Here is a 25,056-nt window from a genome sequence, read left to right as displayed (position 1 = left end):
CTCAGCTCCGGTGCACGGCGAGCGCCAGGAAGCGCTCGTCCTCGTCGACGTACGACGTCATGTCCCATCCGGAACCTGCCAGCAGAGGACGCAGGTTCGCCTCCGCTCGCAGATCGTCCGGCGTGATCCGGCGGCCCTGCCGGGCCGCGAGAGCCGCCCGGCCGATGGGATGGAACAGCGCGAGCGTGCCACCGGGACGGACCACTCGCGCCAACTCCCGCAGATTCGCCCGAGGGTTCGGCAGATGGGCGATGAGGCCCGCGCCGAACACGGCGTCGAGCGCCCCGGTGCGCAGCGGCAGCGCGGCGACATCGGTGAGCAGCAGCTGCCCCTCGCGGTCCCGCCCGGCCCCTACGGCGGCCGTCAGCATCGCCGGGGTCAGATCGGCCCCGATGACCACTCCGGACGGCCCCACGGCCGCTCGCAGCGGCGGCAGGGCCCGCCCGGTGCCGCAGCCCGCGTCGAGTACCCGGTCGCCCTCGCGCAGGCCGAGTTCGGCCGCCGCCGCCGCGTAGGCGGGCCCGTCGTCGGGAAATCTGGCGTCCCAGTCGGCGGCGCGTGGTGAGAAGAACTCCCGGACGTGTGTGTGGTCGTGGCTCATGTTCCGCATGATCCCGCACCGACACGAAAGGCGACGCTGCGCACACGTTCGAGCGTGACGCGATCGCTCGCCTGACTTTCTGCGTCATATTGCAACACCTTTCGAAATGCGCCCCCTTTTTGCGCCCCTGGCCGGACTAGCGTCCGTGAGCCATGGGACACCTGGACCACGCCGCCTTCGGCTGGCTGACCCCCGTGCTGTCGTACGCGATGGCCTGTACCGGCGCCGCTCTCGGGCTGCGCTGCACCGTCCGCGCGCTCGCCACGACCGGCCGTGCGCGCCGCAACTGGCTCCTCGCGGCGGCCTCGGCGATCGCCACCGGCATCTGGACGATGCACTTCGTCGCGATGCTCGGGTTCGGCGTCAGCGGCACGGAGATCCGCTACGACGTCCCGCTGACCATCCTGAGCCTGCTCGTGGCCCTGGTCGTCGTGGGCGCGGGCGTCTTCGCCGTCGGCTACGGCCGTGACCGGGGACGCGCGCTCGCCCTCGGCGGACTCACCACAGGGCTCGGCGTCGCGAGCATGCACTACCTCGGCATGGCCGCGCTGCGACTGCACGGCTCCGTGCGCTACGACCCGATGCTCGTCGGACTCTCGGTGGTGATCGCCGTGGTCGCGGCGACCGTGGCCCTGTGGGCGGGGCTCAACATCAAGTCACCTGTCGCCGTCGGCGGGGCCTCACTCGTCATGGGAGGCGCCGTGAGCAGCATGCACTACACCGGAATGCTGGCGGTGAGCGTCCGCGTCAGCCCTTCCGGTGAGGCTCTTCCCGGGGCCACGGTGATGCAGTTCGTCTTCCCCCTCGCCGTCGGCCTCGGGTCCTATCTCTTCCTGACCTCGGCGTTCGTCGCCCTGTCACCATCGGCCCGCGAGCGCGAGGCGTCCGCGGCGGCCCAGCGGCCGGTCGAGAGCGCCGCCCGCTAGTGCCGCGGCAGGCAACGTTCGGCCCGTCGCGACGCCCGGCACGTGCCCCCACCGCCTCAAGGGCGTGGGAGGTGCCCCCGCTCGCCGCACCGGCCGAAAGCCCGAGTACGTCCAGTACGAGGATCTCCGGCCGGCGCTCCCCCAGCCTCCGGCCGGGGGTCCCGGAGCACGCACCGGACGCCGCTCCTCGAAGAGCGAACGTCGCCTGCCGCGGCACCAGCCGCGGCTCGGCGCCTGGCCGACCCGCCCGGATAACCCCCGAATCATTGAGTGAGGAGGCCATGCGTACACCCCGTACAACCCCCGCACCCGGCGCCGAGCCGCCGTCCCAGGCTCCGACGCGCGGCCGTCGTGCCCACGCCGGCCCGCCCGCCGAGGAGCATGGCGGCCTAGACGAGGGCGCCGACGGGACGGGAGCCGAGGAGAACCCGCGCCCCGGGGCGATCCCGCGTCGCGCGGGTCGTTGGAACCCGCGCCCCCGCACCGTACGGGCCAAGATCGTCTGCCTGCTGATGGTGCCGGTCGTCTCCCTGTTCGCGCTGTGGGCGTATGCCACGGTGACCACGGCTCAGGACGTCGCGCGACTGCGACAGCTGCAACGCGTGGACTCCATGATCCGTGTCCCGATCGACAACGCCGTCACCGCGTTGCAGGCCGAGCGGACGGCCACCGTCCGCTACGCGACCGATCCGGGGTCAGAGCGGCAGAGCGACCTCAGGACGTTCGCGGAACGCACCGACCGCGCGGTGGCGAAACTGCGGCTCGGCGACCGCAACACCGTCGCCGACGGCGCCGACCTGCCTGCCGGGGTGGCCGGACGCCTCGATTTCTTCGTCACCGCGGCGGAGGACCTGCGAACGCTGCGCAGCGCCGTACGTGAGCGCCGTACCGGGTGGGACGAGGCCTACGGGCAGTACACCGAGGTCATTTCGACCGCCTTCTCGGTGACCGGCGCGCTCACCAGCGTCCAGGACCCGGGTCCGGGATCCGAGGCGCGCGTGCTCCTCGAGTTCTCCCGCGCAAGGGAGGCGCTCGCACAAGAGGACACGGTGCTGGCCGGCGCGCGGCTCGCGGGCACCCTGGAGGGTGAACGACTGCGGCTGTTCGCCGGAGCCGTCGCCACCCGTCGTGCGCTGACCGACGCGTCCGTCGCGGATCTGCGAGGGGCTGAACAAGCCTCCTGGCACGACCTCATGGGCGGAAGCGCGTACACCGACATGGGCGCCGTCGAGGACAGGGCGCTCGCGTCCCGCCCGGGCGCCACCGCCCTGGCCGCCGCGCCGGAAGCCGACTGGAACGCGCCTCACGCGCGCGTGCGTGACGGCATGCGCACGATCGAGGCTCACGCGGGCCGAGGTGCCGAGGGCCGGGACTACCCGCTGACCCGCGGTCTGCGAACGCCCGCCGGCGCCGCCGTCCTGTTCGGTCTCGCCGCCGTCGCCGCGTCACTCGTCATCTCCGTGCGCATCGGCCGCGGACTGGTCGTCGAACTGGTGGCATTGCGCAACAGGGCACTTGAGATCGCCCGGCGCAAACTCCCCGACGCCATGCGCAAACTGCGTGCGGGGGAGGAGATCGACGTGCGGGCCGAGGCCCCGTCCGGGCCGCCCTCCGAGGACGAGACCGGTCAGGTCGCGGAGGCCCTGAGCACCGTCCACCGGGCCGCCCTGCGCGCCGCGGTCGAACGCGCGGAACTCGCGAGCGGAATCTCCGGAGTCTTCGTCAATCTCGCCCGGCGCAGCCAGGTCCTGGTGCATCGCCAACTCAGCCTGCTGGACAGCATGGAGCGCCGGTCCGAGGATCCGGACGAACTGGCCGACCTCTTCAGGCTCGACCACCTCACCACCCGTATGCGGCGCCACGCCGAGAACCTCATCATCCTCTCGGGGGCGGCTCCCGGCCGGGCCTGGCGCATGCCGGTCTCACTGACGAACGTGGTCCGTGCCGCCGTGTCCGAGGTCGAGGACTACGCGCGCGTGGAGGTACGGCAGTTCCCGGAGACGTCCGTCATCGGCGCCGCTGTCGCGGACCTCACGCACCTCCTGGCGGAAGTCGTCGAGAACGCCGCGCAGTTCTCACCGCCGCACACCCATGTCCGGATCACCGGTGAGCCGGTCGGCAACGGCTTCGCACTGGAGGTCGAGGACCGGGGGCTCGGGATGGGCAAGGAGACGCTCGACGAGGCCAATCGGCGCATCGAGGAGACTGAGACGCTCGACCTGTCCGACAGTGACCGGCTCGGTCTCTTCGTGGTCAGCAGGCTCGCCGCCCGGCACGACATCAAGGTGCATCTGCGGACCTCGCCCTACGGAGGCACCACCGCGGTCGTCCTGCTCCCCACGGCGCTGCTGCAGTCAGGTCCGGCGGAACGACCCCCTCGCGGGGCGGACACCGAAGGGCCCGCGGAACGCGAGTACGCGCGCGTGCCGGCCGCCCCCGAAAGGGAGGCCGTCCAGGTCCAGGCGGCCGCCGAGCGGCCCGTCCTGGTGGCTCCCGTGCAGGCCGCCGACGAAGCCCCGGGAAAGACCTCATCCGAAAAACCACCACCGGGAGTCACCACCTTGCGGCTGCACCGTCCCCCGGAACCCTCCGACGGTGACGACGGCCTCCCCACACGCGTACGGCAGGCCCACCTCGCACCCCAACTGCGCGAACAGCGCCCCGAGGAGCCGGTATATGTCCCCGGCCCCAGGAGCGGGGACAGCCGCACTCCCGAACTCGTACGGGACCGAATGACCGCCTATCGCGACGGCTGGGCGCGCGGTAGCGGCCGGACATCCGGTCACGGCGGCACCACAGCCCCCGATGCGGGTGGCGACAGCGGCGAAGGAGACCCCGCGTGATTCAGGACCCGAGCCTGCGGGCTGCCCAGAGATCCGGCGAACTCGACTGGCTGCTGGACGACCTGGTGCTGCGCGTGGCCGAAGTACGGCACGTGGTGGTGCTGTCGAACGACGGGCTGGCGGTCGGCGCCTCCACCGGCCTCGCACGCGCGGACGCCGAACACCTGGCCGCCGTCGCCTCCGGCTTCCACAGCCTGGCGAAAGGCGCGGGCCGTCATTTCGGTGCCGGAGGCGTACGCCAGACACTGGTCGAGATGGACGACGGCTTTCTGCTCGTGGCGGCGGCGGGCGATGGATCGTGTCTCTCCGTTCTCACCGCCGCGACGGCCGACATCGGCCTGGTGGCCTACGAGATGGCACGGCTGGTCAAGCGCGTCGGCGAGCATCTCCACGCGCCTCCGCGCGCCGCCGCGCAACCGCCCGCCGCCGGATCGGCCGAGGAAGGCCGATACGGATGAGCGAGGACGTGGTGGGCAGCCAGTGGTACGACAACGAGGCCGGGCCCCTCGTCCGCCCGTACGCGATGACGGGCGGCCGCACCCAACCCGGCCCCGCCGGGGTCCGCTTCGACCTGATCGCCCTGGTCACGCTCGACACGACCGCGCCCGGGGCCGACGACGACTCGCTGCTCGGGCCGGAGCACCGGCACCTCATCGACCTGTGCCGCGTCGAGACCCAGTCGGTGGCCGAACTCGCCGCGGACACCGACCTGCCGGTGGGCGTGGTCAGAGTTCTGCTGGGCGACCTTCTGGAACGCGGCCGCGTCACGGTCAGCCGCCCGGTACCGCCCGCACAGCTGCCCGACGAACGGATCCTTCACGAGGTGATCGAAGGGCTGAGGGCGCTCTAGATGAACGTTGTCGGCCCGACGCGTACCCGTCTTCGCCCACTTCCGGACGCCGAACAGCCGCGAGACGGTCGCAACGGTCCATTAGCGGTCCGTTCCCTCGCGAGGAAGGCGCAGTTGCCATGATGCTGACTTCGCGCACCCGCAGACATGTACCGAACGCACCGAAGCGCCCGCCGTGCACCTGGGTCCCACCACAGAGCGTACGGACGGGCCACGCCGACCTCGGTCGGCACTCCCGAGGGAAGTGATCGATGGTCTCCGAGAACTCCGACGCCTCGGCCGCCGAGTCGTCCGCGCTGGCATTGAAGATACTGGTCGCCGGCGGGTTCGGCGTGGGCAAGACCACTCTGGTGGGCGCGGTCAGTGAGATCCGCCCCCTGCGTACCGAGGAACTGCTGAGCGAGGCAGGGCAGTCGGTGGACGACACCGAGGGAGTGGACCGCAAGGCCACGACGACCGTCGCCATGGACTTCGGCCGCATCACCATCCGGTCCGGTCTCTCCCTCTACCTGTTCGGCACCCCGGGCCAGGACCGGTTCTGGTTCCTGTGGGACGAGTTGTCGCTGGGCGCGCTCGGCGCCGTCGTCCTCGCGGACACCCGGCGGCTCGAGGACTGCTTCCCCGCGGTGGACTACTTCGAGCACCGGCACATCCCGTTCGTGGTGGCCGTCAACTGCTTCGCGGGCGCCCGGGCCTACGGAGCCCAGGACGTGTCCCGTGCCCTCGACCTCGACCGGGGCACACCGGTGGTGCTCTGCGACGCCCGTGACCGCGACTCCGGGAAGGAGGTGCTGATCCGACTGGTGGAGTACGCCGGGCGGGTGCACACCGCCCGGCTGCTCGACTCCGTCGGCTGAGGCCGCCGAGTCGCCAGAGGCCCACGGGCGAGGGGATCCAGGACGTGCCGTTCGGAACACACAGGGGTCGCCGGAGCGGCTCGGCCGCGAGGCACCGCTTCTCACAGCCGGCCCGACCCGAACGGCACCACCTAGTCAGACACCGCGGAGTAGGCGAGGATCTTGTCGATCCGCACGCGTACGACGAGTTCGCCCGGGACTCCGTTGCGCTTCCCGAACTCCTCCGCCCGCTCCGCACCCATGTAGCGGCCGCCGATGCGGGCGGCCCAGAGGCGCAACTCGTCCGGGTCCTCCGACAGTTCGGCCCGCCCTTCCAGCACCACGAAGCCGAACGGCGGCCGGTCGTCGTCCACGCACAGGGCGACTCGGCCGTCACGGGCCAGGTTCCGTCCCTTCACGGTCTCCTTCGCCGTGTTGAAGATCAGGTCGTCGCCGTCCAGCAGGAACCAGATCGGCGCCACATGCGGACTCCCGTCCGCCCGGACGGTCGACAGTTTCCCGGTGCGGGTGCCGTGCGAGACGAAGGCCCGCCATTGCTCGTCGGTCATCTTCTGTGCCATGTCCCCATCCTCCTTGCTCGCAGGGCGGACGTGGGGAAGGCTGGCTGGTCGAATCCTCCGGCCTGAGGGGGACACGACACGGGGAGACGGACATGGAGCAGAACACGCGGCTCGGCTGGCTGCTGGACGACCTGACCGAGCGCGTCGAACACGTACGGCACGCGTTGGTGTTCTCCAACGACGGGCTGGTGACGGGCGCGAGTACGGGACTTCGGCGCGAGGACGCCGAACACCTGGCGGCGGTCTCGTCGGGTCTGCACAGTCTGGCCAAGGGCTCCGGTCGTCACTTCGGCGCGGGCGAGGTGCGTCAGACGATGATCGAGTTCGACGACGCGGTGCTTTTCGTCATCGCGGCGGGAGACGGCAGCTGCCTGTGCGTTCTCAGTGCCGCGGAGGCCGACATCGGCCAGGTCGCCTACGAGATGACCCTGCTGGTGAACCGTGTCGGCGAACACTTGCGGGTGGACACGCGCCAGCCGGAACGATCCCCTTCATTGGACTCCTGACCTGCGGAGACGTGTTCCGCGGCGGAGTTATCCACAGGCACGCCGCGAGATCGTCCGGACCGGCTACGGTTTTTCCCGAGGCAAGCGCACACCGGCGCGAGCACCGCACTCCACGGGGGAGACCGTCATGTCCGGTAACACCGTCACGCAGTCAGTCGCGCAGTCCGCTCCTTGGTCGCTCGCCCGGGCCGCCCGGGAACTGGAGCTCAGGCGCGGTGAGTTCGACCTGGCCGTGCACCTCGGACACGTACGCACAGTTCCCGACGAAGGGGGAGGAGGACGTCGGGTCACCCGTGCGGAGACCGGCCGGGTGCGTTCCCAAGAGGGCTTTCCCGAGGCGCTGCGAGAGCGCGTCAAGGCGGTGGGTACGACAGAGGGTGCCGCCCTCATGGGCATTTCCACCGCCAGGTTCACACGCCTCGCACGCCTGGGCCTCGTGGTACCGGTCAAGTTCTATCTCAACCGCTACCGGGCCGTGGTCTGGCTCTATCTGGCCGAGGAACTGCTCCGGTTCCCGTCCGACAGGCAGAATGCTCCCCTGCTCAGGGGCCGTACGCCCGAGGGACTGCGCGACCAACTGGAGGCCGGCCTGGACCTCCGGCCCCGCAACTGGCGGGGACGGCACATGGGATTCCTGCTGCGCCAGACCGACGGCCCCTGGGCGAGGGCGGCGGTCGTGGCCTCCCTGCTCGACCCCGTGCAGGTGGCGGAGGTCATCAGGGATCCGTACGAGCGCGCCTGCCTGAACCGCTTCCGCCCCGAACGCCTCTCCCACGGCGCGCCGGACTCGCCCGCCGCGCACCTCGTCTCCCGGATCATGACAGCCGAGGACCCCGACGAGATCAGCTGGCTCCGCGCCGACCTGGGTCAGGCCGTCGCCGAAGCCCGAGAGACGCACCCCGCACCGCGTCCGACGCAGAGGGTCGAGCACGGCGTCGTCCCGGAACCGGCTGGATCGGCCCCAGCCCATTCGTCCCGGACCCGTCCGTCTCCGGTGGCCTCTCGGCCTGCTGTCTCCGGCCGCGAAGCCGCCTTCGCTCCGGCTGCCCCGGTGCCGGTCGCCGCCGGGCCGGTCGCCGCCGCGCCGGTCGTCTCCGCGACGGTGGCTTCGCGGCCGGAGACAGCCACCCCCGAGGACCTGCCCGCGGCCGGAGAACGCGGGTGGCCACGCGGGCTGCTCGGCTGGTTGCGCCGCAGAAACACCTGACAACCAGACGGTTTGTCACATCGCTACAGTGCCCGGAACAGACCTTCCTGGACGACGGAGACGAGCAGGCGTCCCTTCAGGTCGTAAATGCGTCCGCGGGCCAGTCCTCGCCCGCCGGTCGCGATGGGCGACTCCTGGTCGTACAGGAACCACTCGTCCGCCCGGAACGGCCGGTGGAACCACATGGCGTGGTCGAGGGAGGCCATGTCGAAGCCCCGCGGACCCCACAACGGCTCCACGGGGATGCGGACGGCGTCCAGGAGCGTCATGTCACTCGCGTACGTGAGGGCGCACGTGTGCACGAGCGGGTCGTCGCCCAGCGGTCCCACGGCCCGCATCCACACCGCGCTGCGCGGCTCCGCGTCCTTGATCTCGTTCGGCGTCCAGCGCAGCCGGTCCACGTACCGGATGTCGAACGGCTGGCGGCGTGCCATGCGTTCCAACGACTCAGGAAGCGTGCCCAGATGCCTGGTGATCTCCTGCGGGAGCGTCGGCAGGGACTCGGGGTCGGGGACCTCGCGAGCCGGCGGCAGCTGGTGCTCGAAGGTCCCTTCCTCAGGCTTGTGAAAGGAGGCGGTCAGATTGAAGATCGTGCGTCCCTGCTGCACGGCGGTGACACGCCGCGTGGTGAAAGAGCGCCCGTCCCGGACCCGTTCGACCTGGTACACGATCGGCACGCCCGGCCTGCCCGGCCGCAGGAAGTACGCGTGCAGCGAGTGCACCGGCCGGTCGCCCTCCGTGGTGCGCCCGGCGGCGACCAGCGCCTGGCCCGCCACCTGGCCACCGAATACACGCTGCAGCGACTCGTCCGGGCTGCGGCCACGGAAGATGTTGACCTCGATCTTCTCCAGGTCGAGCAGGTCGACGAGTCTCTCGGCGGGGTTCGTCATGTGTGGGATTCTCCTGTGCTCACAACTGGCCGACGTCGGTGACCTTGACGACGGCACGGGCCTCCGCGTCGGACGCCGTGAGGTCGACCTCCGCGCTGATGCCCCAGTCGTGGTCGCCGTTCGGGTCGGCGAAGGTCTGACGGACGCGCCACAGGCTGTTCTGCGGCTCCTCCACGATGGACAGCAGCTTGGGGCCGCGGGCGTCGGGGCCGGTGCCGAGGTCCTCGTACTCGTCCCAGTACTTGTCCATCGCCTCACCCCAGGCATCGGCGTCCCAGCCGGAGTCGGCGTCCATCGCGCCCAGCTCGTCGACGTTGTCGAGCGCGGCGAGTTCGACGCGGCGGAACATCGCGTTGCGGACGAGGACACGGAAGGCGCGGGCGTTCGCGGTGACCGGCTTGACCTGGTCGGCCTTCTCCTGTGCCTCCTCGGCCGTCATCACCTCCGGGTTGGCGAGCTGCTCCCACTCGTCCAGCAGGCTGGAGTCGACCTGGCGCACCAACTCGCCCAGCCAGGCGATCAGATCCTCCAGGTCCTCGGACTTGAGGTCGTCCGGGACGGTGTGTTCCAGGGCCTTGTAGGCGCTGGCCAGGTAGCGCAGGACAATGCCCTCGGTGCGCGCGAGCTCGTAGAAGGAGACGAACTCGGTGAAGGACATGGCGCGTTCGTACATGTCACGGATCACGGACTTCGGCGACAGCGGATGGTCGCCGACCCACGGGTGGCTCTGGCGGTAGGTGTTGTAGGCGTGGAAGAGCAACTCCTCCATCGGCTTGGGGTACGAGACGTCCTGGAGCCGTTCCATGCGCTCCTCGTACTCGACGCCGTCCGCCTTCATCGCGGCCACGGCCTCGCCCCGCGCCTTGTTCTGCTGGGCCGCGAGGATCTGCCGCGGGTCGTCCAGCGTGGATTCCACGACGGACACCATGTCCAGGGCGTAGGACGGGGACTCGGGGTCCAGGAGGTCGAACGCGGCGAGCGCGAACGTCGACAGCGGCTGGTTGAGCGCGAAGTCCTGCTGCAGGTCGACGGTGAGACGCACGATGCGGCCCTCGGCGTCCGGCGAGTCCAGCTTCTCGACGATGCCGCCGTCGAGGAGCGAGCGGTAGATCGCGATCGCCCGCCGGATGTGCCGCAACTGCTGCTTGCGCGGCTCGTGGTTGTCCTCCAGCAGATGCCGCATCGCCTCGAAGGCGTTCCCGGGCCGGGCGATCACCGACAGAAGCATCGTGTGGGTCACCCGGAAGCGGGAGGTGAGCGGCTCGGGATCGGAGGAGATCAGCTTTTCGAAGGTGCTGTCCGTCCACCCGACGAAGCCCTCGGGAGCCTTCTTGCGCACCACCTTGCGACGCTTCTTCGGGTCGTCGCCGGCCTTGGCGAGGGACTTCTCGTTCTCGATCACGTGCTCGGGGGCCTGGGCGACGACGAACCCCGCCGTGTCGAAGCCCGCCCGTCCCGCGCGCCCCGCGATCTGGTGGAACTCACGGGCGCGCAGCGTACGTACGCGGTTGCCGTCGTACTTCGTCAGCGCGGTGAACAGCACGGTACGGATGGGGACGTTGACGCCGACGCCCAGAGTGTCCGTGCCGCAGATGACCTTCAGCAGGCCGGCCTGGGCCAGCTTCTCGACCAGCCGACGGTACTTGGGGAGCATGCCCGCGTGATGGACGCCGATTCCGTGGCGCACGTAGCGGGAGAGATTCTGGCCGAACTTGGTGGTGAACCGGAAGTTGCCGATCAGTTCGGCGATCTGGTCCTTCTCCTCCCGGGTGCACATGTTGATGCTCATCAGTGCCTGCGCCCGCTCCACGGCCTGCGCCTGGGTGAAGTGGACGATGTAGACCGGGGCCTGCCTGGTCGCGAGCAGTTCGGTGAGCGTCTCCGTCAGCGGAGTCAGCACGTACTCGTAGGAGAGAGGCACGGGCCGGGTCGCCGAGCGGACCACCGACGTGGGGCGGCCGGTGCGCCGGGTGAGGTCCTTCTCGAACATCGACATGTCGCCGAGCGTCGCCGACATCAGGATGAACTGCGCCTGTGGCAGTTCCAGGATCGGGATCTGCCACGCCCAGCCGCGGTCGGCCTCCGCGTAGAAGTGGAACTCGTCCATCACGACCTGGCCGACATCGGCGTGCTTGCCGTCCCGCAGCGCGATGGACGCCAGGACCTCGGCGGTACAGCAGATGACGGGCGCGTCGGCGTTGACGGAGGCGTCGCCGGTGAGCATGCCCACGTTCTCGGTGCCGAAGATCTTGCACAGCTCGAAGAACTTCTCCGACACGAGTGCCTTGATCGGTGCCGTGTAGAAGGTGACCTCGTCCCGGGCGAGCGCGGCGAAGTGCGCCCCCGCGGCGATCATGCTCTTCCCCGAGCCGGTGGGGGTCGAGACGATCACGTTCGCCCCCGAGACCACCTCGATCAGCGCCTCCTCCTGGTGGGGATAGAGCGTGAGACCGCGTTCCCCGGCCCACGACTCGAAGGCTTCGTAGAGGGCGTCGGGATCTGCGGTCTGCGGCAGCTGATCGATAAGGGTCACGCCCCCATCTTGCCTGTCGACCCGCCCGATGGGGGAATCGGATGTCCGGCCGAAGATCACGAACGTTACGCTGTGGCGCCGGCGAAGCGTCAGCGCACGCGGGCAACTGGACAGCGGTACAAGTGGAATGGGGCGGGGAACGGCCATGATGGGACCAGCACACTCACTGTCGGGGGCCGCGGCCTGGCTCGGTGTCGGGGCGGCGGCCGCCGCCACCGGTCACACCATGCCCTGGACGGTCCTCCTTGTCGGGGCCCTGATCTGCGCGGGGGCCGCGCTCGCCCCCGACCTGGACCACAAGGCGGCGACCATCTCGCGGGCCTTCGGGCCGATCTCACGGGGTCTGTGCGAGATCGTCGACAAGCTCTCGTACGCGGCCTACAAGTCGACACGCAAGGCCGGCGACCCCCGGCGCTCCGGTGGCCATCGCACGCTGACGCACACGTGGCTGTGGGCGGTGGTGATCGGCGCGGGGTCCTCATTGCTGGCGATCACCGGTGGGCGCTGGGCCGTCCTGGCGATCCTGTTCGTGCACATGGTGCTCGCGATCGAGGGGCTGCTGTGGCGGGCCGCGCGCGGGTCCAGCAGCGACGTCCTCGTCTGGCTGCTGGCAGCGACCAGCGCCTGGATCCTCGCCGGAATCCTGGACAAGCCGGGCAACGGCTCGGACTGGCTGTTCACCGCGCCCGGCCAGGAGTACCTGTGGCTCGGCCTGCCGATCGTGCTGGGAGCGCTGGTGCACGACATCGGGGACGCGCTGACGGTGTCCGGCTGCCCGATCCTGTGGCCGATCCCGCTCGGCCGCAGGCGCTGGTATCCCATCGGGCCGCCCAAGGTGATGCGCTTCCGGGCCGGCAGCTGGGTGGAGCTCAAGGTGCTGATGCCGGTGTTCATGCTGCTGGGCGGGGTGGGCTGCGCGGCGGCCCTCAACTTCATCTGACCGACCGGGGGAGCGCCGCGTCCGGCGACGACGGTGCTCCCGTTCCCGTCGGGTGCGGTGCTCCCGTGCCCGGTGGATGTGGCGCGCCGGCGGCCGGACGCGACGGTCTCAGGGCGTCACGCCGTGTCGTTCTTGTCCCCGGCCTGTCCGGAGTTTCCGTAGCGCTTCTCGAACTGCGCGATCCTGCCCTCCGAGTCCACCGTCCGGGCCTTGCCGGTGTAGAAGGGGTGGCTCTCCGAGGAGATCTCGACGTCGACGACCGGGTAGGTCTCGCCGTCGTCCCACTCGATGGTCCGCTCGCTCGTCGCCGTGGACCGGGTGAGGAAGGCGAATCCGGCGGCCCGGTCCCGGAAGACGACAGCGTGGTAGTCGGGCTGCTTGTCCTGCTGCATGGGTTCTCCTTGCGTGGGAAGGGCAGGCCGGGGAGCGCCCGGTCAGCCGGACAGGGTGTCCTCGTCGACGATGTGCATCGCGGCTTCCTCGGCCGAGGCGGCGGCGCCGTCGATGCCGACGTCGGTGGCGATCAGCCCGTTCTCCCCGTCCTCGTGCGCTCCTTCGGCCGGGGCGACGAGACGGCCGGAACGGACGGCGCCCACCTCGTTGTCCAGGGGTTCGCCGTCCCCGTCCTGGTAGTCCCCGATGCCGTCGCCCCCGGGCTCCGTGACCTCGGGCAGCTCTTCCGCGAGGCGTTGGTCCAAGGTCTCGCCGTGCCTGCGCTCGGAGGCGGTCACCCCGGAGCGCTCCACCGCCCACGGCCGCTCCGGCGGGGACCAGCCACGGTCGAGTGGGTCGCCCACACCGTCGGAGTCCAGGGTGTCCTCGACGTCGAGCAGCCCCGCGTCGTCCTGCACCTCGGATCCGTCGGGCTGGTAGACATCGTCTCCCCATCCGTCGGCGCTCTCCACGGGTACCTCCAGGTGATGCGGGTGAGCCCGGTCCCACCACGCTCGACGGCGGGCACGGTCACTGGACACCGGCCCCGCCCCGCGCGAACCGGGTGGCTCCCGGACGCTCCCCGAATCGGTGCCGACATCCAGCCTTCCACCCCGGTTCGGCACCGCGCAACGCCACAGGCTCCGACGCGGGACGGACCCGTGCACGAAGCGAGGACCCGGACACTGGTGGGAAGGCCCCCGCCAGACCGGCACGGGCCCCTCTCCCCGGGTCCACGCATGCGCCCCCGACCGCTCCGGCGCGGCCCGAGAACGTCCGTGGCACGTCGCTTGATCATGATCACATCATCCGTGCCAGGACCTCCACAGGGCCGCGTAGGCGCCGTCCGCGGCGACCAGGTCGTCGTGGCTTCCCAGCTCGCTGATCCGGCCGTTCTCCACGACGGCGATGACATCCGCGTCGTGGGCGGTGTGCAGCCGGTGGGCGATGGCGACGACCGTACGACCGTCGAGGACGCGCGCCAGCGAGCGCTCGAGATGACGGGCCGCGCGCGGGTCGAGGAGCGAGGTCGCCTCGTCCAGCACCAGCGTGTGCGGATCGGCCAGGACCAGCCGGGCCAGCGCGATCTGCTGGGCCTGCGCCGGGGTGAGCGCCAGGCCGCCCGAACCGACCTCGGTGTCCAGACCGTCGCTCAGAGCCTGTGCCCAGCCGTCGGCGTCGACCGCGCCCAGGGCCGCCCACAGCTCTGCGTCGGCCGCTCCCGTCCGGGCGAGCAGCAGATTGTCGCGCAGGGAGCCCACGAAGACGTGGTGCTCCTGGTTGACCAGGGCCACGTGGGTACGGACGGCCTCCGCGGGCATCCGCGAGAGTTCGGCGCCGCCGAGCGTGATGTGGCCGGCTCTGGGGGCGTAGATCCCGGCGAGCAGTCTTCCCAGGGTGGACTTGCCCGCACCGGACGGTCCGACCAGCGCGAGGCGGGTCCCCGGTGCGACCTCCAGGGAGACCTTCCGCAGCACGTCCACGCCGGCGCGGTAGCCGAACAGCACCTCGTCGGCGCGCACGTCGCGCCCGTCCGGCCGCACCTCCGGGTCGCCGGCGGCCGGTTCGATGTCCCGGACGCCGACCAGCCGCGCGAGCGAGACCTGGGCGACCTGCAGCTCGTCGTACCAGCGCAGGATCAGGCCCACCGGGTCGACCAGCATCTGGGCGATGAGCGCACCCGTCGTCAGTTGGCCCACATCGATCCAGCCCCGCAGGACGAAGACCCCGCCGATCATGAGGACCGAGCAGAGGACCGTGACATGGGTGAGGTTGACGACGGGGAAGAGCACCGAGCGCAACCACAGCGTGTAGCGCTCCCAGGCCGTCCACTCCTTGATGCGGCGCTCGGACAGGTCGATGCGGCGCTTGCCCAGGCGGTGCGCCTCGACGGTGCGTCCGGCGTCCACGGTCTCGGCGAGGGCGGCGGCGACGGCGGCGTAGCCGGCGGCCTCCGAGCGGTAGGCGGACGGGGCACGCTTGAAGTACCAGCGGCAGCCGACGACCAGCAGGGGGACGGCGACCAGGACCGCGGGCGCGAGGGGAGGCGCGGTGACGGCCAGCCCGCCGAGCAGCAGGACGACCCACACCACGCCGATGGCGAGCTGGGGCACGGCTTCGCGCATGGCGTTGGCGAGACGGTCGATGTCGGTGGTGATGCGGGACAGGAGGTCGCCCGTGCCGGCCCGTTCCAGGACGCCCGGCGGCAGTCCGACCGACCGGATGAGGAAGTCCTCGCGCAGGTCGGCGAGCATGCGTTCGCCGAGCATGGCGCCGCGCAGCCGCACCTCGCGCACGAACACGGCCTGGATGACGAGCGCGGTGAGGAACAGCGCGGAGGTGCGTACCAGGTGGAGATCCCGCGCGTGGTCCGAGACCCGCTCGACGATCGCGCCCAGCAGGTAGGGCCCGGCCATCGAGGCCACCACGGCCACCGTGTTGACGGTGACGAGCAGCAGGAAGGCCCGGCGGTGCCGTTGGAAGAGTTCGGTGATGTAGGCGCGTACGGTCGCGGCGGCGCCGACGGGCAGGGTGTTCGCCGTCGTCGGGGCCGCCGGGTCGTACGCCGGTGGTGCCACGCCGATCATGCGGTTTCCTCGATTTCTTCCAGTGTGTCGATCTTGCTGTTCCCGCCGAGGCTGTCGAGCTCGTCCAACTTTTCGCGCCCGTCCGCCGTGTCGCCGGTGCCGACGCCCGCCCGTCCACCGTCACCGTCGTCGGTGGCTTCCTCGTCCGTCTCGCGGGTGACCACGGCCCGGTACCGCGGTTCGCCGAGCACCAGCTCGCGGTGTAGCCCGACGGCCGCGACCTCGCCCTCGTGGACAAGTACGACCCGGTCCGCGTGGTCGAGGAGCAGCGGTGAGGAGGTGAACACGACCGTGGTGCGTCCGGTGCGCAGGGCGCGGACACCGTCGGCGATCCGCGCCTCGGTGTGGGAGTCGACCGCGGAGGTCGGCTCGTCCAGGACCAGCACGCCGGGGTCGGTGACCAGTGACCGGGCCAGGGCCAGCCGCTGGCGCTGGCCGCCCGACAGGGAGCGTCCGCGCTCGGTGATGCGGGCGTCCATGGGGTCCTCGGCGTCCAGTGAGCCCTGCGTCAGCGCGTCCAGGACGTCGCCGCACTGCGCGGCGGCCAGCGCCTCGGCGGCGCTCACCGCACCCGAGGAGGGCACGTCGAACAGCTCGCGCAGCGAGCCGGACAGCAGCACCGGGTCCTTGTCCTGGACGAGGACGGCCGTCCTCGCGGAGCCGAGCGGCAGGTCGTCGAGCGGTACGCCTCCCAGGAGCACCGAGGTTCCCTGGACGGAGGGATGGCCACCCAGGCGCTCGGCGAGCACGCCCGCCACGTCCGGGTCGCCGCAGACCACGGCGGTGAGCCGCCCCGCGGGCGCGAGAAGCCCGGTGACGGGGTCGTACAGGTCGCCGCGCGGCACCTCGGCCGAGCGTGACCCGCCACTGTCCGTGGCCCGTTCGAGGGACAGCACCCGGGCGGCGCGCTTGGCGGACGGACGGGAGAAGGAGTACGCCATGGCGATCTCCTCGAAGTGCCGCAGCGGGTAGGTGAGCAGCATGACCGTGCTGTAGACGGTGACCAGTTCGCCGACCGTGATCCGGCCGTCGCGGGCCAGGTGCACGCCGTGCCAGATGACGGCGATCATGAGCAGGCCGGGCAGCAGCACCTGGACGGCCGAGATCAGCGACCACATCCGGGCACTGCGCACGGCTGCCCGGCGGACCTCCTGGGACGCACGGCGGTAGCGGTCGAGGAACAGTTCCTCGCCACCGATGCCGCGCAGCACGCGCAGACCCGCGACGGTGTCGGAGGCCAGCTCGGTGGCGCGTCCGGCCTTCTCCCGCTGGAAGTCGGCGCGGCGGGTGGCGCGAGGCAGCAGCGGCAGCACGGCGAGCGCCAGGACGGGCACGCCCACGGCGACGATCACGCCCAGGGCCGGCTGGTAGACGACCAGGCCGACGCAGACGAGGACGACGGTCAGCGCGGCCGCCGCGAACCGCGACAGAGCCTCCACGAACCAGCCGATCTTCTCCACGTCGCCGGTGGAGACGGCGACGACCTCGCCGGCCGCGACGCGTTGGGTCAGCGCCGAGCCGAGCTGGGCGGTCTTGTGCGCCAGCAACTGCTGGACACGTGCGGCGGCGGTGATCCAGTTGGTGACCGCGGCCCGGTGCAGCATGGCTTCGCCCAGCGCGATCCCCGCACCGCACAGCGCCATCAGCCCACCGGTCAGAGCGAGCCGTGTGCCGGACCTGTCGACGACGGCCTGCACGGCGAGGCCCACGCAGAACGGAAGCCCGGCGACGGCGACGAAGTGCAGCAGTCCCCAGGCCAGGGCCTTGAACTGGCCGCCCAGCTGATTCCGGCCGAGCCACCGCAGGAATCGGGGGCCGGAACGGGCGTCCGGCACACCCGGGTCTGGATAGGGAAGGTCTTGAATCTGCATGGCGTCCCAGTGGCTCGTGTAAGGGGTGCGTTCAGGGGTGAGGGGAAGCCGTAACGTTTCGGCGACCAAGCCGGTCGCGGAGGCCGGCAGCAAACCGTGAAAGGTTCGCGGCAGGACGCAGTCCGAGGCAAGCGGTTTTTTCCGTTGGGACAAGGTTTCGGCCCGTCCGGCCCGTCCCCGCCGCGACCTGTCCCGGGCAGGACGACGCCCCCGGTCGCGCCCGCGTTCCGGGCCGCCGGGCGCGAGTCCGGGAGGACGCCATGTGTCCAAAGGGGCGGGGGTAAGGGGCTGTTCGTCCGATAAGTGGTGCGACGATGGACCGCATGCGAAAAAACGGTGCGATGCGGACGGGGCTCGCCGCGGCCGCGTGCGGAGTCCTCGCGATGACCCTTTCGGCATGCGGAGAAGGCGGTGCGGCGAAGGGGCCGGGCGGGAAGACCGGACGGGCCCTCGCGGGCGGCGTCGGTGGTACGCGGATCCCGGGGGTCGGCGACGGGTTGCGGTCGCGCATCCCGTCCAACTCCCGTCAGGTCGTGGCTGTCTACGGCGCGGGCAGGAACTCCGCCGACTCGACGGTCGTTCTCTACACGAAGTCCGGATCCACCTGGGACCCACGGCGCGTGGGGAAGGCGCACAACGGGGTGAAGGGCTGGACCACCGACCATCACGAGGACGACAAGCGCAGCCCCGTCGGGGTGTTCACGCTGACCGACGCCGGCGGAGTGCTTCACGACCCGGGCGCCCTTCTCCCGTACGACCGGTCACCGACCTACCAGGCCCCCCGCGGCTGGGCGAAGTCCTACTGGCACGACTTCGACTATGTCATCGCCATCAACTTCAACCGCCGCCCGGGTACCCCGCCCGACGACCCGAGCCGCCCGCAGGGCCGGTCGAAGGGCGGCGGCATCTGGCTGCACCTGGATCACGGCAGCGGAACGTCGGCCTGTGTGAGCCTGCCCAAGCCGGCCATGGAGCATCTGCTGCGCACGCTCGATCCGCGCCGACACCCCGTCGTGGTGATGGGGGACAGGGCGGATCTGGCGGCGTAGTCACCCGGGCCGCCCAGGGTGCGCCGCGGCCTGGCGGTCCCGAGGGCCCATTGCGGGGTGTCCCGACTCCCCGTAGAACACCGCACATGAGAAGACGGATCGTCATGTCCATGCTCGCCGGAGTGGTTGTCGCGGCGAGCACCTGCCTCGCGACGGGCCCTGTCTCGGCAGCCGCCTTACCGAGCGCCGCGCTTCACGCCCCCGTGACAGCCGCCGCGGCAGCCCCCGTCACGCACACCGGCAGTCCCGCCACCACTCCCCACGCGCCCGTCACCGCCCCCGCGGAGTTCGGCACCGACTGGCATGATCCCCTGACCGCCGCCCCGGCGATGTCCAGGCCGGACGCCAAGTCCTGCGAAGTGACTCTCGCCGAGGCTCGGTTCAGGGACTTCACGCCGTACCGGGGGACGTACGCACCACCCGGCGGCTGCGGCGACCGCTGGAGCAAGGTCGTCCTGCGGCTCGACGGGAAGGTCAAGGGCCGCCAGTACGACCGGCTGGGCTATCTGCACGTCGGTGGTGTGGAGATCTTCCGTACGTCCACTCCCGAGCCCTCGCCCGACGGCATCGAGTGGTCCGTCGAGAAGGACGTCACGCGCTACAGCGACACGTTCCGGCGCGGTGGCGATGTCGAGATGCTCATCGGGAACGTCGTCGACGACACGTACACCGGCGTCCTCGACGTGAAGGTCACGCTGACCTTCTATGCGGAGGGAAGGCCCACGTGGCCGGCCGCGACCCCCGACACCCCCAGCCGTGTCCTCACCCTCCAGAACGGCACGCTCACCACCCCGCGCAACAGCGAGCGCATCGTCGCCGAGGTGTACGCGACCGGTTCCGGCGGCGGCTGCGAGGAGTTCTGGTACCTGACGGTGCCCGACTCGGCCCCCTACTCCTGCAAGGCGCCGGGCGGTCCGTACCGTGAGGTGCAGATCAAGGTCGACGGCCGACTCGCCGGCATCGCCGAGCCGTTCCCGAACGTGTGGACCGGCGGCTGGTCCAACCCTTTCCTCTGGTACGTGATCCCGGGACCGCGCGCCTTCGACGTCAAGCCCATCGAGTACGACCTCTCGCCCTTCGCCGGGGTTCTCGACGACGGCCGTCCGCACCGCGTCGACGTGTCCGTCGTGGGTGTGCCGGAGGGGCAGAGCGGCTGGAGCGCCCCCGTCAACGTCCTCGTCTGGCAGGACGCGCGGCGCGCCCACCTGAGCGGCGCGCTCACCGGGGCCGAGGCGGACGGACTCGCCAACACCTCCTCTTACACCCCCGGTTCGCCGGAGCGCCTCGACATGGTGGGCGGCCACCGGCTGACGGTCTCCGGCTACGTCGACACCTCGCACGGCCGGGTGACGACCACCGTCCGTCGCGTGCTCGCGAACACCTCCGCGCACCGGTGGGCCGACGGCGAGGACACCGACGGACTGAAGGCCACCTGGAGCGACGACGAGACGGTCACCGTCGACGGGCGCGGACCGATCAAGGCGACGCGCACCCACCGGACGTACACGATGGACGGCACGACGACGCTCGGCCCGGACGGCCGGCTGCGGACCGTGATGCGGCTCGGTGACCGGGCGGCGGTGGACGACCTGCGCGCCGGGCGGCGGACCGCGTGGTCACGGCTCGACGACACCTATGACGGCGACGCGACGTACACGGCCGACGCGCCGCGCGATCAGCGGCACGCGGTCGGCACGACGAGCGAGCGCTACGCCCTGCGTGGATCCGACGGTTGCCATGACCGCGTTCTCGTCACTGAGCAGGGAGTGCTGACGGTGGATCACCGGTCCTGCTGAAATCACTCGGGGCCGCCGAGGTCTCCCGGAACCGTCGAGGCCCGAAGGGAGGACTCGAGGAGTTCACCGAAGGAGCCCGAGGAGATGGCGCGCACCTGCTCCGGCATCGCGGAGCCGGTGCGCGGGACCCGCCGCGTGCGCCGAGCTCCGTGAGCTGTCCCTCAGCAGCGGTTCTCCAGGCGGGGCATCCCGTCCACGAGGGTGTCCAGCAGCCCGCCCAGCACCTCGCGCTGCTCGTCCGAGAGCGGAGCCAGGATCTCCTCCGCGGCCGACCGGCGCGCGCCCCGCAGCTCCTGCAGAGCCGCGCGCCCCTGGTCCGTGACCTCGATCCGGATCACCCGCCGATTGCTGGGATCGGGGACCCGGCGCACCTTTCCGCTCGCCTCCAGCCCGTCGACCAGCGTGGTCACCGCCCGCGGGACCACTTCCAGCCGCTCGGCGAGATCGGCCATGCGCGGCGGTGAGCCGTAGTGCGCGAGCGTGCGCAGCAGCCGGGACTGGGCCGGAGTGATGCCCAGCCCGCGCTGCTCCAGATGACGCTTCTGGATGCGGTGCACGCGGCGGGTCAGCCGCAGCAACTGCTCGGCGAGGAGGCCGTCGGCGTCGGGGGTGGTCATACGGGAACAATAACAGGATGCGGTTCATTGTGAGTATAGGTAACAATGAGCTAAGCTCCGTGAGTCATCGTCCCTCCGTCTCTGTAATCGTTCCCTCACCCTCCGTAGGAGCCCATGCGTCCCGAACGATCCACCTGGACCCCGTCACCCGCCGAGAGCGAGCAGCCGCGGCAGGTGCGCCGCATTCTGAAGCTCTTCCGGCCCTACCGCGGCCGCCTCGCGATCGTCGGCGTGCTCGTCGGCGCCTCGTCCCTCGTCACGGTCGCGACCCCCTTCCTGCTGAAGGAGATCCTGGACGTCGCCATCCCTCAGGGTCGTACGGGGCTGCTGAGCCTGCTCGCGCTCGGCATGATCCTCAGCGCGGTCGTCACCAGCATCTTCGGCGTACTGCAGACCCTGATCTCCACGACGGTCGGCCAGCGCGTCATGCACGACCTGCGCACCGCCGTCTACGGCCGGCTCCAGCGCATGTCGCTCGCCTTCTTCACCCGCACCCGCACGGGAGAGGTCCAGTCCCGCATCGCCAACGACATCGGCGGCATGCAGGCGACGGTGACCTCCACCGCCACCTCGCTGGTCTCGAACCTCACGAGCGTCGTCGCCACGATCGTCGCGATGATCGCCCTCGACTGGCGTCTCACCGTCGTCTCGCTGCTCCTGCTGCCCGCCTTCGTGTGGATCAGCCGCCGCGTGGGCAACGAACGCAAGAAGATCGCCACCGAGCGGCAGAAGCAGATGGCCGCGATGGCCGCCACCGTCACCGAGTCGCTCTCCGTCAGCGGCATCCTGCTCGGCCGCACGATGGGCCGCGGTGATTCGCTCACCAAGGCCTTCGAGGCCGAGTCGGACAGCCTGGTCGACCTCGAGGTGAAGTCGAACATGGCGGGGCGCTGGCGGATGTCCGTCATCGGCATCGTGATGGCCGCCATGCCCGCCGTCATCTACTGGGCCGCGGGCATGGCCATCCAGTTCGGCGGCCCGTCCGTCTCGCTGGGTACGCTGGTCGCCTTCGTCTCGCTCCAACAGGGCCTGTTCCGCCCGGCGGTGAGCCTGCTGTCCACCGGTGTCCAGATCCAGACCTCGCTCGCGCTCTTCCAGCGCATCTTCGAGTACCTGGACCTGCCCATCGACATCACCGAGCCGGAGCGGCCGGTCCACCTCGACCAGGTCAAGGGTGAGATCCGCTTCGAGGACGTCGAGTTCCGCTACGACGACAAGAACGCTCCGATCCTCGACGGCATCGACATCACGGTGCCCGCCGGCGGCAGCCTCGCCGTCGTCGGCCCGACCGGTTCCGGCAAGTCCACGCTCAGCTATCTGGTGCCCAGGCTGTACGACGTCACGGGCGGCCGTGTCACGCTCGACGGGATCGACGTGCGCGACCTGGACTTCGACACGCTCGCGCGGGGAATCGGCGTCGTCTCCCAGGAGACGTACCTCTTCCATGCCTCGGTCGCGGACAACCTGCGCTTCGCCAGGCCGGACGCCACCGACGAGGAGCTGCGGGCGGCGGCGCGGGCGGCCCAGATCCACGACCACATCGCGTCGTTGCCCGACGGGTACGACACGGTCGTGGGAGAGCGCGGCCACCGCTTCTCCGGCGGGGAGAAGCAGCGCCTGGCCATCGCGCGCACCATCCTGCGCGACCCGCCGGTGCTCATCCTCGACGAGGCGACCAGCGCCCTGGACACCCGCACGGAGCACGCCGTCCAGGAGGCGATCGACGCGCTGTCGGCCAACCGGACCACGCTCACCATCGCGCACCGCCTGTCCACCATCCGGGGCGCGGACCAGATCGTGGTCCTGGATTCCGGCCACGCGGTCGAACGCGGCACCCACGAGGAGCTGTTGGGGCGGGACGGGCGCTATGCGGCTCTCGTCCGCCGGGACGCCCAACTGGAACCGACAAGATGACGATATGCCGGATTTGTGGCGATCATCGGGTTACCGTGCCCGCATGCAGAAGAACACTCCGCGACGGAGCACGATTCGACTGACGCGCCGGGGCCGGGTCGCCCTCGTCGCGACCGGAGCCGTCGCGGCGGTCACCGCCGTGGCGGTGCCGCTGCTGATCGTCGGAGGCGAGGAGGCGCCCCGCGCCTCCCTCGTGATCCCGGAGGGCTGGCGCGCGGGCCAGGTCTACCGGGCGGTCGACAAAGCGCTCGCCCTGCCCGCGGGCGCCACCAGGAAGTCCCTGGCCAAGGCTCACCTGAAACTGCCCGGCGACGCGGCGGGCAACCCCGAGGGGTACTTGTTCCCGGCGACGTACCCGGTCGACGAGGCGGCGACGCCGGAGTCGCTGCTGCGCTTCATGGTCGACACGGCCGACAAGAGATTCCACGGGAACCCGATCACCGCGGGAGCCCAGCGCAACGCGATGGACGTCTATCAGGTGGTCACCATCGCGAGCATCGTCCAGGCGGAGGCCGCCACCAGGGCCGACATGGCCAAGGTGGCCCGGGTGATCTTCAACCGGCTGCAGCAGGGCATGCCGCTGCAGATGGACTCCACGCTCAACTACGCGCTGAACCGGTCCACGCTGAACACGACCACGAGCGACACGAAGCTCAAGAGCCCCTACAACTCCTACGAGCGCATGGGCCTGCCGCCCACACCGATCGCCAACCCCGGCGGGGACGCGATGCGCGCCGCGATCAATCCGACCCCGGGCGACTGGCTGTACTTCGTCACCGTCAGGCCGGGCGACACCCGCTTCACGGCGAGTTACGAGGAGCATCAGAGGAATGTCGCCGAGTTCAACCGGAACAACCGGGCGAGCGGGTCCTCGGCCTCGTCGTCGTCCAGTTGAACGGCGGCCGTGCGGGGCGTCAGGCGCCGGCCGGCACTCCGGCCAGCAGCCGCCTGATGTCCCGTACCGCCGCGCGTCCGGCCCGGTTGGCGCCGATGGTGCTGGCCGACGGCCCATAGCCGACCAGATGGATCCGCGGATCGGCCGCCGCGCGGGTGCCCTCGACGCGGACACCGCCGCCCGGTTCGCGCAGCCGCAGCGGTGCCAGATGGTCGATGGCGGCGCGGAAGCCGGTCGCCCACAGGATGACGTCGGCGGCCACGCGGTGCCCGTCCGCCCACTCCACGCCGTCCGGGACGACGCGGTCGAACATCGGCTGCCGGTCCAGCACGCCGTCGGCGAGAGCCTGGCGGATCGCGTCGTTCAACGGCAGCCCCGTCACCGAGACGACGCTCTTGGGCGGCAGCCCCTGCCGTACCCGTTCCTCGACGAGCGCGACGGCCGCCCGGCCGAAGTCCTCGGTGAAGGGCCCCTCGCGGAAGACCGGCGGCTTCCGTGTCACCCAGGTGGTCGCGGCCGCGTACGGAGCGATCTCCATCAGATGCTGGGTGCCGGACGCACCCCCGCCCACGACGACCACCCGCTGCCCGGCGAACTCCTCGGGCCCGGGGTACTGCGCCGTATGCAACTGCCGTCCGCGGAAGGTCTCCTGCCCCGGATAGCGCGGCCAGAACGGCCGGTCCCAGGTGCCCGTCGCGTTGATCAGCGCCCGCGCCGACCACGCGCCGTCCGAGGTCTCGACGAGCAGTCGCCCCTCGGCGCCCTCCCGGACGGCCGTCACCTCGACGGGCCGCCGCACCCGCAGATCGAACGTGCGCTCGTATGTGTCGAAGTACTCGGCGATGACCTCGGAGGACGGACGTGCTGGGTCCGCGCCCTCCAGCTCCATGCCGGGCAGCGAGTGCATTCCGTGCACTTTGCCGTAGGTCAGCGACGGCCAGCGGAACTGCCACGCGCCGCCGGGCCGCGGCGCGTGGTCCAGCACCACGAAGTTGCGCTCCGGCTCGAATCCGGTGCGCCGCAGGTGGTAGGCGCTGGACAGTCCCGCCTGACCGGCACCCACCACCACGACATCGACCGCGCGCGCCTGCGCCCCAGTGTTGTTCACGCTTCTACCAACTCGGCCGGAGCCGGAGATCTTCCCCCAGGTGGACCGGGTGTGATCCACCCGACGGGAGCTC

Annotated in this window: 21 protein-coding genes and 1 pseudogene; 12 read left to right on the top strand and 10 right to left on the bottom strand. The window is 70.9% G+C overall.

What is annotated here, in order from left to right:
* Window position 1: 1 nt before the first annotated feature.
* Window positions 2-601, bottom strand: coding sequence for a methyltransferase domain-containing protein (locus ABZV34_RS20370; protein ID WP_356278223.1), 600 nt, complete (start codon window positions 599-601; stop codon window positions 2-4).
* A 152-nt stretch (window positions 602-753) separates the two neighbouring features.
* On the opposite strand from ABZV34_RS20370, the gene ABZV34_RS20365 reads away from it, so the two are divergent.
* The 5 genes from ABZV34_RS20365 to ABZV34_RS20345 all read left to right on the top strand — a co-directional run bounded on the left by ABZV34_RS20365 (window position 754) and on the right by ABZV34_RS20345 (window position 6,077).
* On the top strand, window positions 754-1,527 hold the full coding sequence (locus ABZV34_RS20365; RefSeq protein ID WP_356278221.1) for an MHYT domain-containing protein: 774 nt from the start codon (window positions 754-756) through the stop codon (window positions 1,525-1,527).
* 281 nt (window positions 1,528-1,808) lie between these two features.
* Window positions 1,809-4,370, top strand: coding sequence for a nitrate- and nitrite sensing domain-containing protein (locus tag ABZV34_RS20360; protein ID WP_356278218.1), 2,562 nt, complete (start codon window positions 1,809-1,811; stop codon window positions 4,368-4,370).
* Complete coding sequence (locus ABZV34_RS20355) at window positions 4,367-4,828, top strand: roadblock/LC7 domain-containing protein (protein WP_356278215.1); 462 nt, start codon at window positions 4,367-4,369, stop codon at window positions 4,826-4,828. Before ABZV34_RS20360 ends, ABZV34_RS20355 begins: the two co-directional genes overlap by 4 nt.
* Window positions 4,825-5,220: a DUF742 domain-containing protein gene (locus ABZV34_RS20350; protein ID WP_356278212.1), complete on the top strand. Its 396-nt coding sequence runs from the start codon at window positions 4,825-4,827 to the stop codon at window positions 5,218-5,220. Before ABZV34_RS20355 ends, ABZV34_RS20350 begins: the two co-directional genes overlap by 4 nt.
* A 251-nt stretch (window positions 5,221-5,471) precedes the next feature.
* On the top strand, window positions 5,472-6,077 hold the full coding sequence (locus tag ABZV34_RS20345) for an ATP/GTP-binding protein (RefSeq protein ID WP_153292055.1): 606 nt from the start codon (window positions 5,472-5,474) through the stop codon (window positions 6,075-6,077).
* Window positions 6,078-6,208: 131 nt separating this feature from the next.
* Here ABZV34_RS20345 and ABZV34_RS20340 read toward each other — a convergent pair whose 3' ends face one another.
* On the bottom strand, window positions 6,209-6,637 hold the full coding sequence (locus tag ABZV34_RS20340) for a PPOX class F420-dependent oxidoreductase (protein WP_356278209.1): 429 nt from the start codon (window positions 6,635-6,637) through the stop codon (window positions 6,209-6,211).
* Between the two features lie 92 nt (window positions 6,638-6,729).
* On the opposite strand from ABZV34_RS20340, the gene ABZV34_RS20335 reads away from it, so the two are divergent.
* Window positions 6,730-7,143, top strand: coding sequence for a roadblock/LC7 domain-containing protein (locus ABZV34_RS20335; protein ID WP_356278206.1), 414 nt, complete (start codon window positions 6,730-6,732; stop codon window positions 7,141-7,143).
* 127 nt (window positions 7,144-7,270) lie between these two features.
* Window positions 7,271-8,350 carry a DUF6397 family protein gene (locus ABZV34_RS20330; RefSeq protein ID WP_356278203.1) on the top strand — a complete coding sequence of 360 codons (1,080 nt, stop codon included), beginning with the start codon at window positions 7,271-7,273 and terminating at the stop codon, window positions 8,348-8,350.
* A gap of 23 nt (window positions 8,351-8,373) precedes the next feature.
* On the opposite strand, the gene ABZV34_RS20325 is transcribed toward ABZV34_RS20330, so the two are convergent.
* Complete coding sequence (locus tag ABZV34_RS20325) at window positions 8,374-9,240, bottom strand: acyl-CoA thioesterase II (RefSeq protein ID WP_356278200.1); 867 nt, start codon at window positions 9,238-9,240, stop codon at window positions 8,374-8,376.
* A gap of 19 nt (window positions 9,241-9,259) precedes the next feature.
* Window positions 9,260-11,773, bottom strand: a complete 2,514-nt coding sequence (locus ABZV34_RS20320; RefSeq protein WP_356278197.1) for a DUF3516 domain-containing protein — start codon at window positions 11,771-11,773, stop codon at window positions 9,260-9,262.
* A gap of 145 nt (window positions 11,774-11,918) precedes the next feature.
* Here ABZV34_RS20320 and ABZV34_RS20315 point away from each other — a divergent pair, with 145 nt between their 5' ends.
* A complete protein-coding gene (locus ABZV34_RS20315; RefSeq protein WP_356278194.1) occupies window positions 11,919-12,713 on the top strand; it encodes a metal-dependent hydrolase in 795 nt (264 codons plus the stop codon).
* A 116-nt stretch (window positions 12,714-12,829) separates the two neighbouring features.
* Here the strand turns inward: ABZV34_RS20315 and ABZV34_RS20310 are convergent, their stop codons facing one another.
* The 4 genes from ABZV34_RS20310 to ABZV34_RS20295 all read right to left on the bottom strand — a co-directional run bounded on the left by ABZV34_RS20310 (window position 12,830) and on the right by ABZV34_RS20295 (window position 17,604).
* Window positions 12,830-13,105 (bottom strand): type B 50S ribosomal protein L31, encoded by a 276-nt coding sequence (locus ABZV34_RS20310; RefSeq protein WP_356278191.1) that lies wholly within the window; start codon window positions 13,103-13,105, stop codon window positions 12,830-12,832.
* A 42-nt stretch (window positions 13,106-13,147) separates the two neighbouring features.
* Complete coding sequence (locus ABZV34_RS20305; RefSeq protein ID WP_356278188.1) at window positions 13,148-13,618, bottom strand: DUF5709 domain-containing protein; 471 nt, start codon at window positions 13,616-13,618, stop codon at window positions 13,148-13,150.
* Between the two features lie 333 nt (window positions 13,619-13,951).
* The gene (locus tag ABZV34_RS20300; RefSeq protein WP_356278185.1) at window positions 13,952-15,733 is read right to left on the bottom strand and encodes an ABC transporter ATP-binding protein; all 1,782 of its coding nucleotides are present in this window, start codon (window positions 15,731-15,733) and stop codon (window positions 13,952-13,954) included.
* Window positions 15,730-17,604 carry an ABC transporter ATP-binding protein gene (locus ABZV34_RS20295; protein WP_356278183.1) on the bottom strand — a complete coding sequence of 625 codons (1,875 nt, stop codon included), beginning with the start codon at window positions 17,602-17,604 and terminating at the stop codon, window positions 15,730-15,732. The genes ABZV34_RS20300 and ABZV34_RS20295 overlap by 4 nt, the downstream gene beginning before the upstream one ends.
* Window positions 17,605-17,927: 323 nt before the next feature.
* Between ABZV34_RS20295 and ABZV34_RS20290 the strand changes: the two genes are divergently transcribed.
* Both ABZV34_RS20290 and ABZV34_RS20285 read left to right on the top strand, forming a co-directional pair.
* Window positions 17,928-18,653: a hypothetical protein gene (locus tag ABZV34_RS20290; protein WP_356278180.1), complete on the top strand. Its 726-nt coding sequence runs from the start codon at window positions 17,928-17,930 to the stop codon at window positions 18,651-18,653.
* A 278-nt stretch (window positions 18,654-18,931) separates the two neighbouring features.
* Window positions 18,932-20,449, top strand: a pseudogene (locus ABZV34_RS20285) (peptide-N4-asparagine amidase); the annotation flags it as partial.
* Window positions 20,450-20,610: 161 nt separating this feature from the next.
* Here the strand turns inward: ABZV34_RS20285 and ABZV34_RS20280 are convergent.
* Window positions 20,611-21,066, bottom strand: a complete 456-nt coding sequence (locus tag ABZV34_RS20280) for a MarR family transcriptional regulator (RefSeq protein WP_356278177.1) — start codon at window positions 21,064-21,066, stop codon at window positions 20,611-20,613.
* A gap of 114 nt (window positions 21,067-21,180) precedes the next feature.
* Between ABZV34_RS20280 and ABZV34_RS20275 the strand changes: the two genes are divergently transcribed.
* Together ABZV34_RS20275 and mltG are read left to right on the top strand one after the other, a co-directional pair.
* A complete protein-coding gene (locus tag ABZV34_RS20275) occupies window positions 21,181-22,980 on the top strand; it encodes an ABC transporter ATP-binding protein (RefSeq protein WP_356278175.1) in 1,800 nt (599 codons plus the stop codon).
* Window positions 22,981-23,023: 43 nt separating this feature from the next.
* Complete coding sequence (gene mltG / locus ABZV34_RS20270) at window positions 23,024-23,875, top strand: endolytic transglycosylase MltG (RefSeq protein WP_356278172.1); 852 nt, start codon at window positions 23,024-23,026, stop codon at window positions 23,873-23,875.
* A 19-nt stretch (window positions 23,876-23,894) separates the two neighbouring features.
* On the opposite strand, the gene ABZV34_RS20265 is transcribed toward mltG, so the two are convergent.
* Window positions 23,895-24,983, bottom strand: a complete 1,089-nt coding sequence (locus ABZV34_RS20265) for an NAD(P)-binding domain-containing protein (protein WP_356278169.1) — start codon at window positions 24,981-24,983, stop codon at window positions 23,895-23,897.
* Window positions 24,984-25,056 lie beyond the last annotated feature (73 nt).

The organism is Streptomyces sp. NPDC005195, assembly GCF_040608315.1.
Lineage (GTDB): Bacteria > Actinomycetota > Actinomycetes > Streptomycetales > Streptomycetaceae > Streptomyces > Streptomyces kaempferi.
The sequence above is the reverse complement of the archived record's forward strand: the minus strand, read 5'-3'. Positions and strand labels throughout refer to the sequence as shown.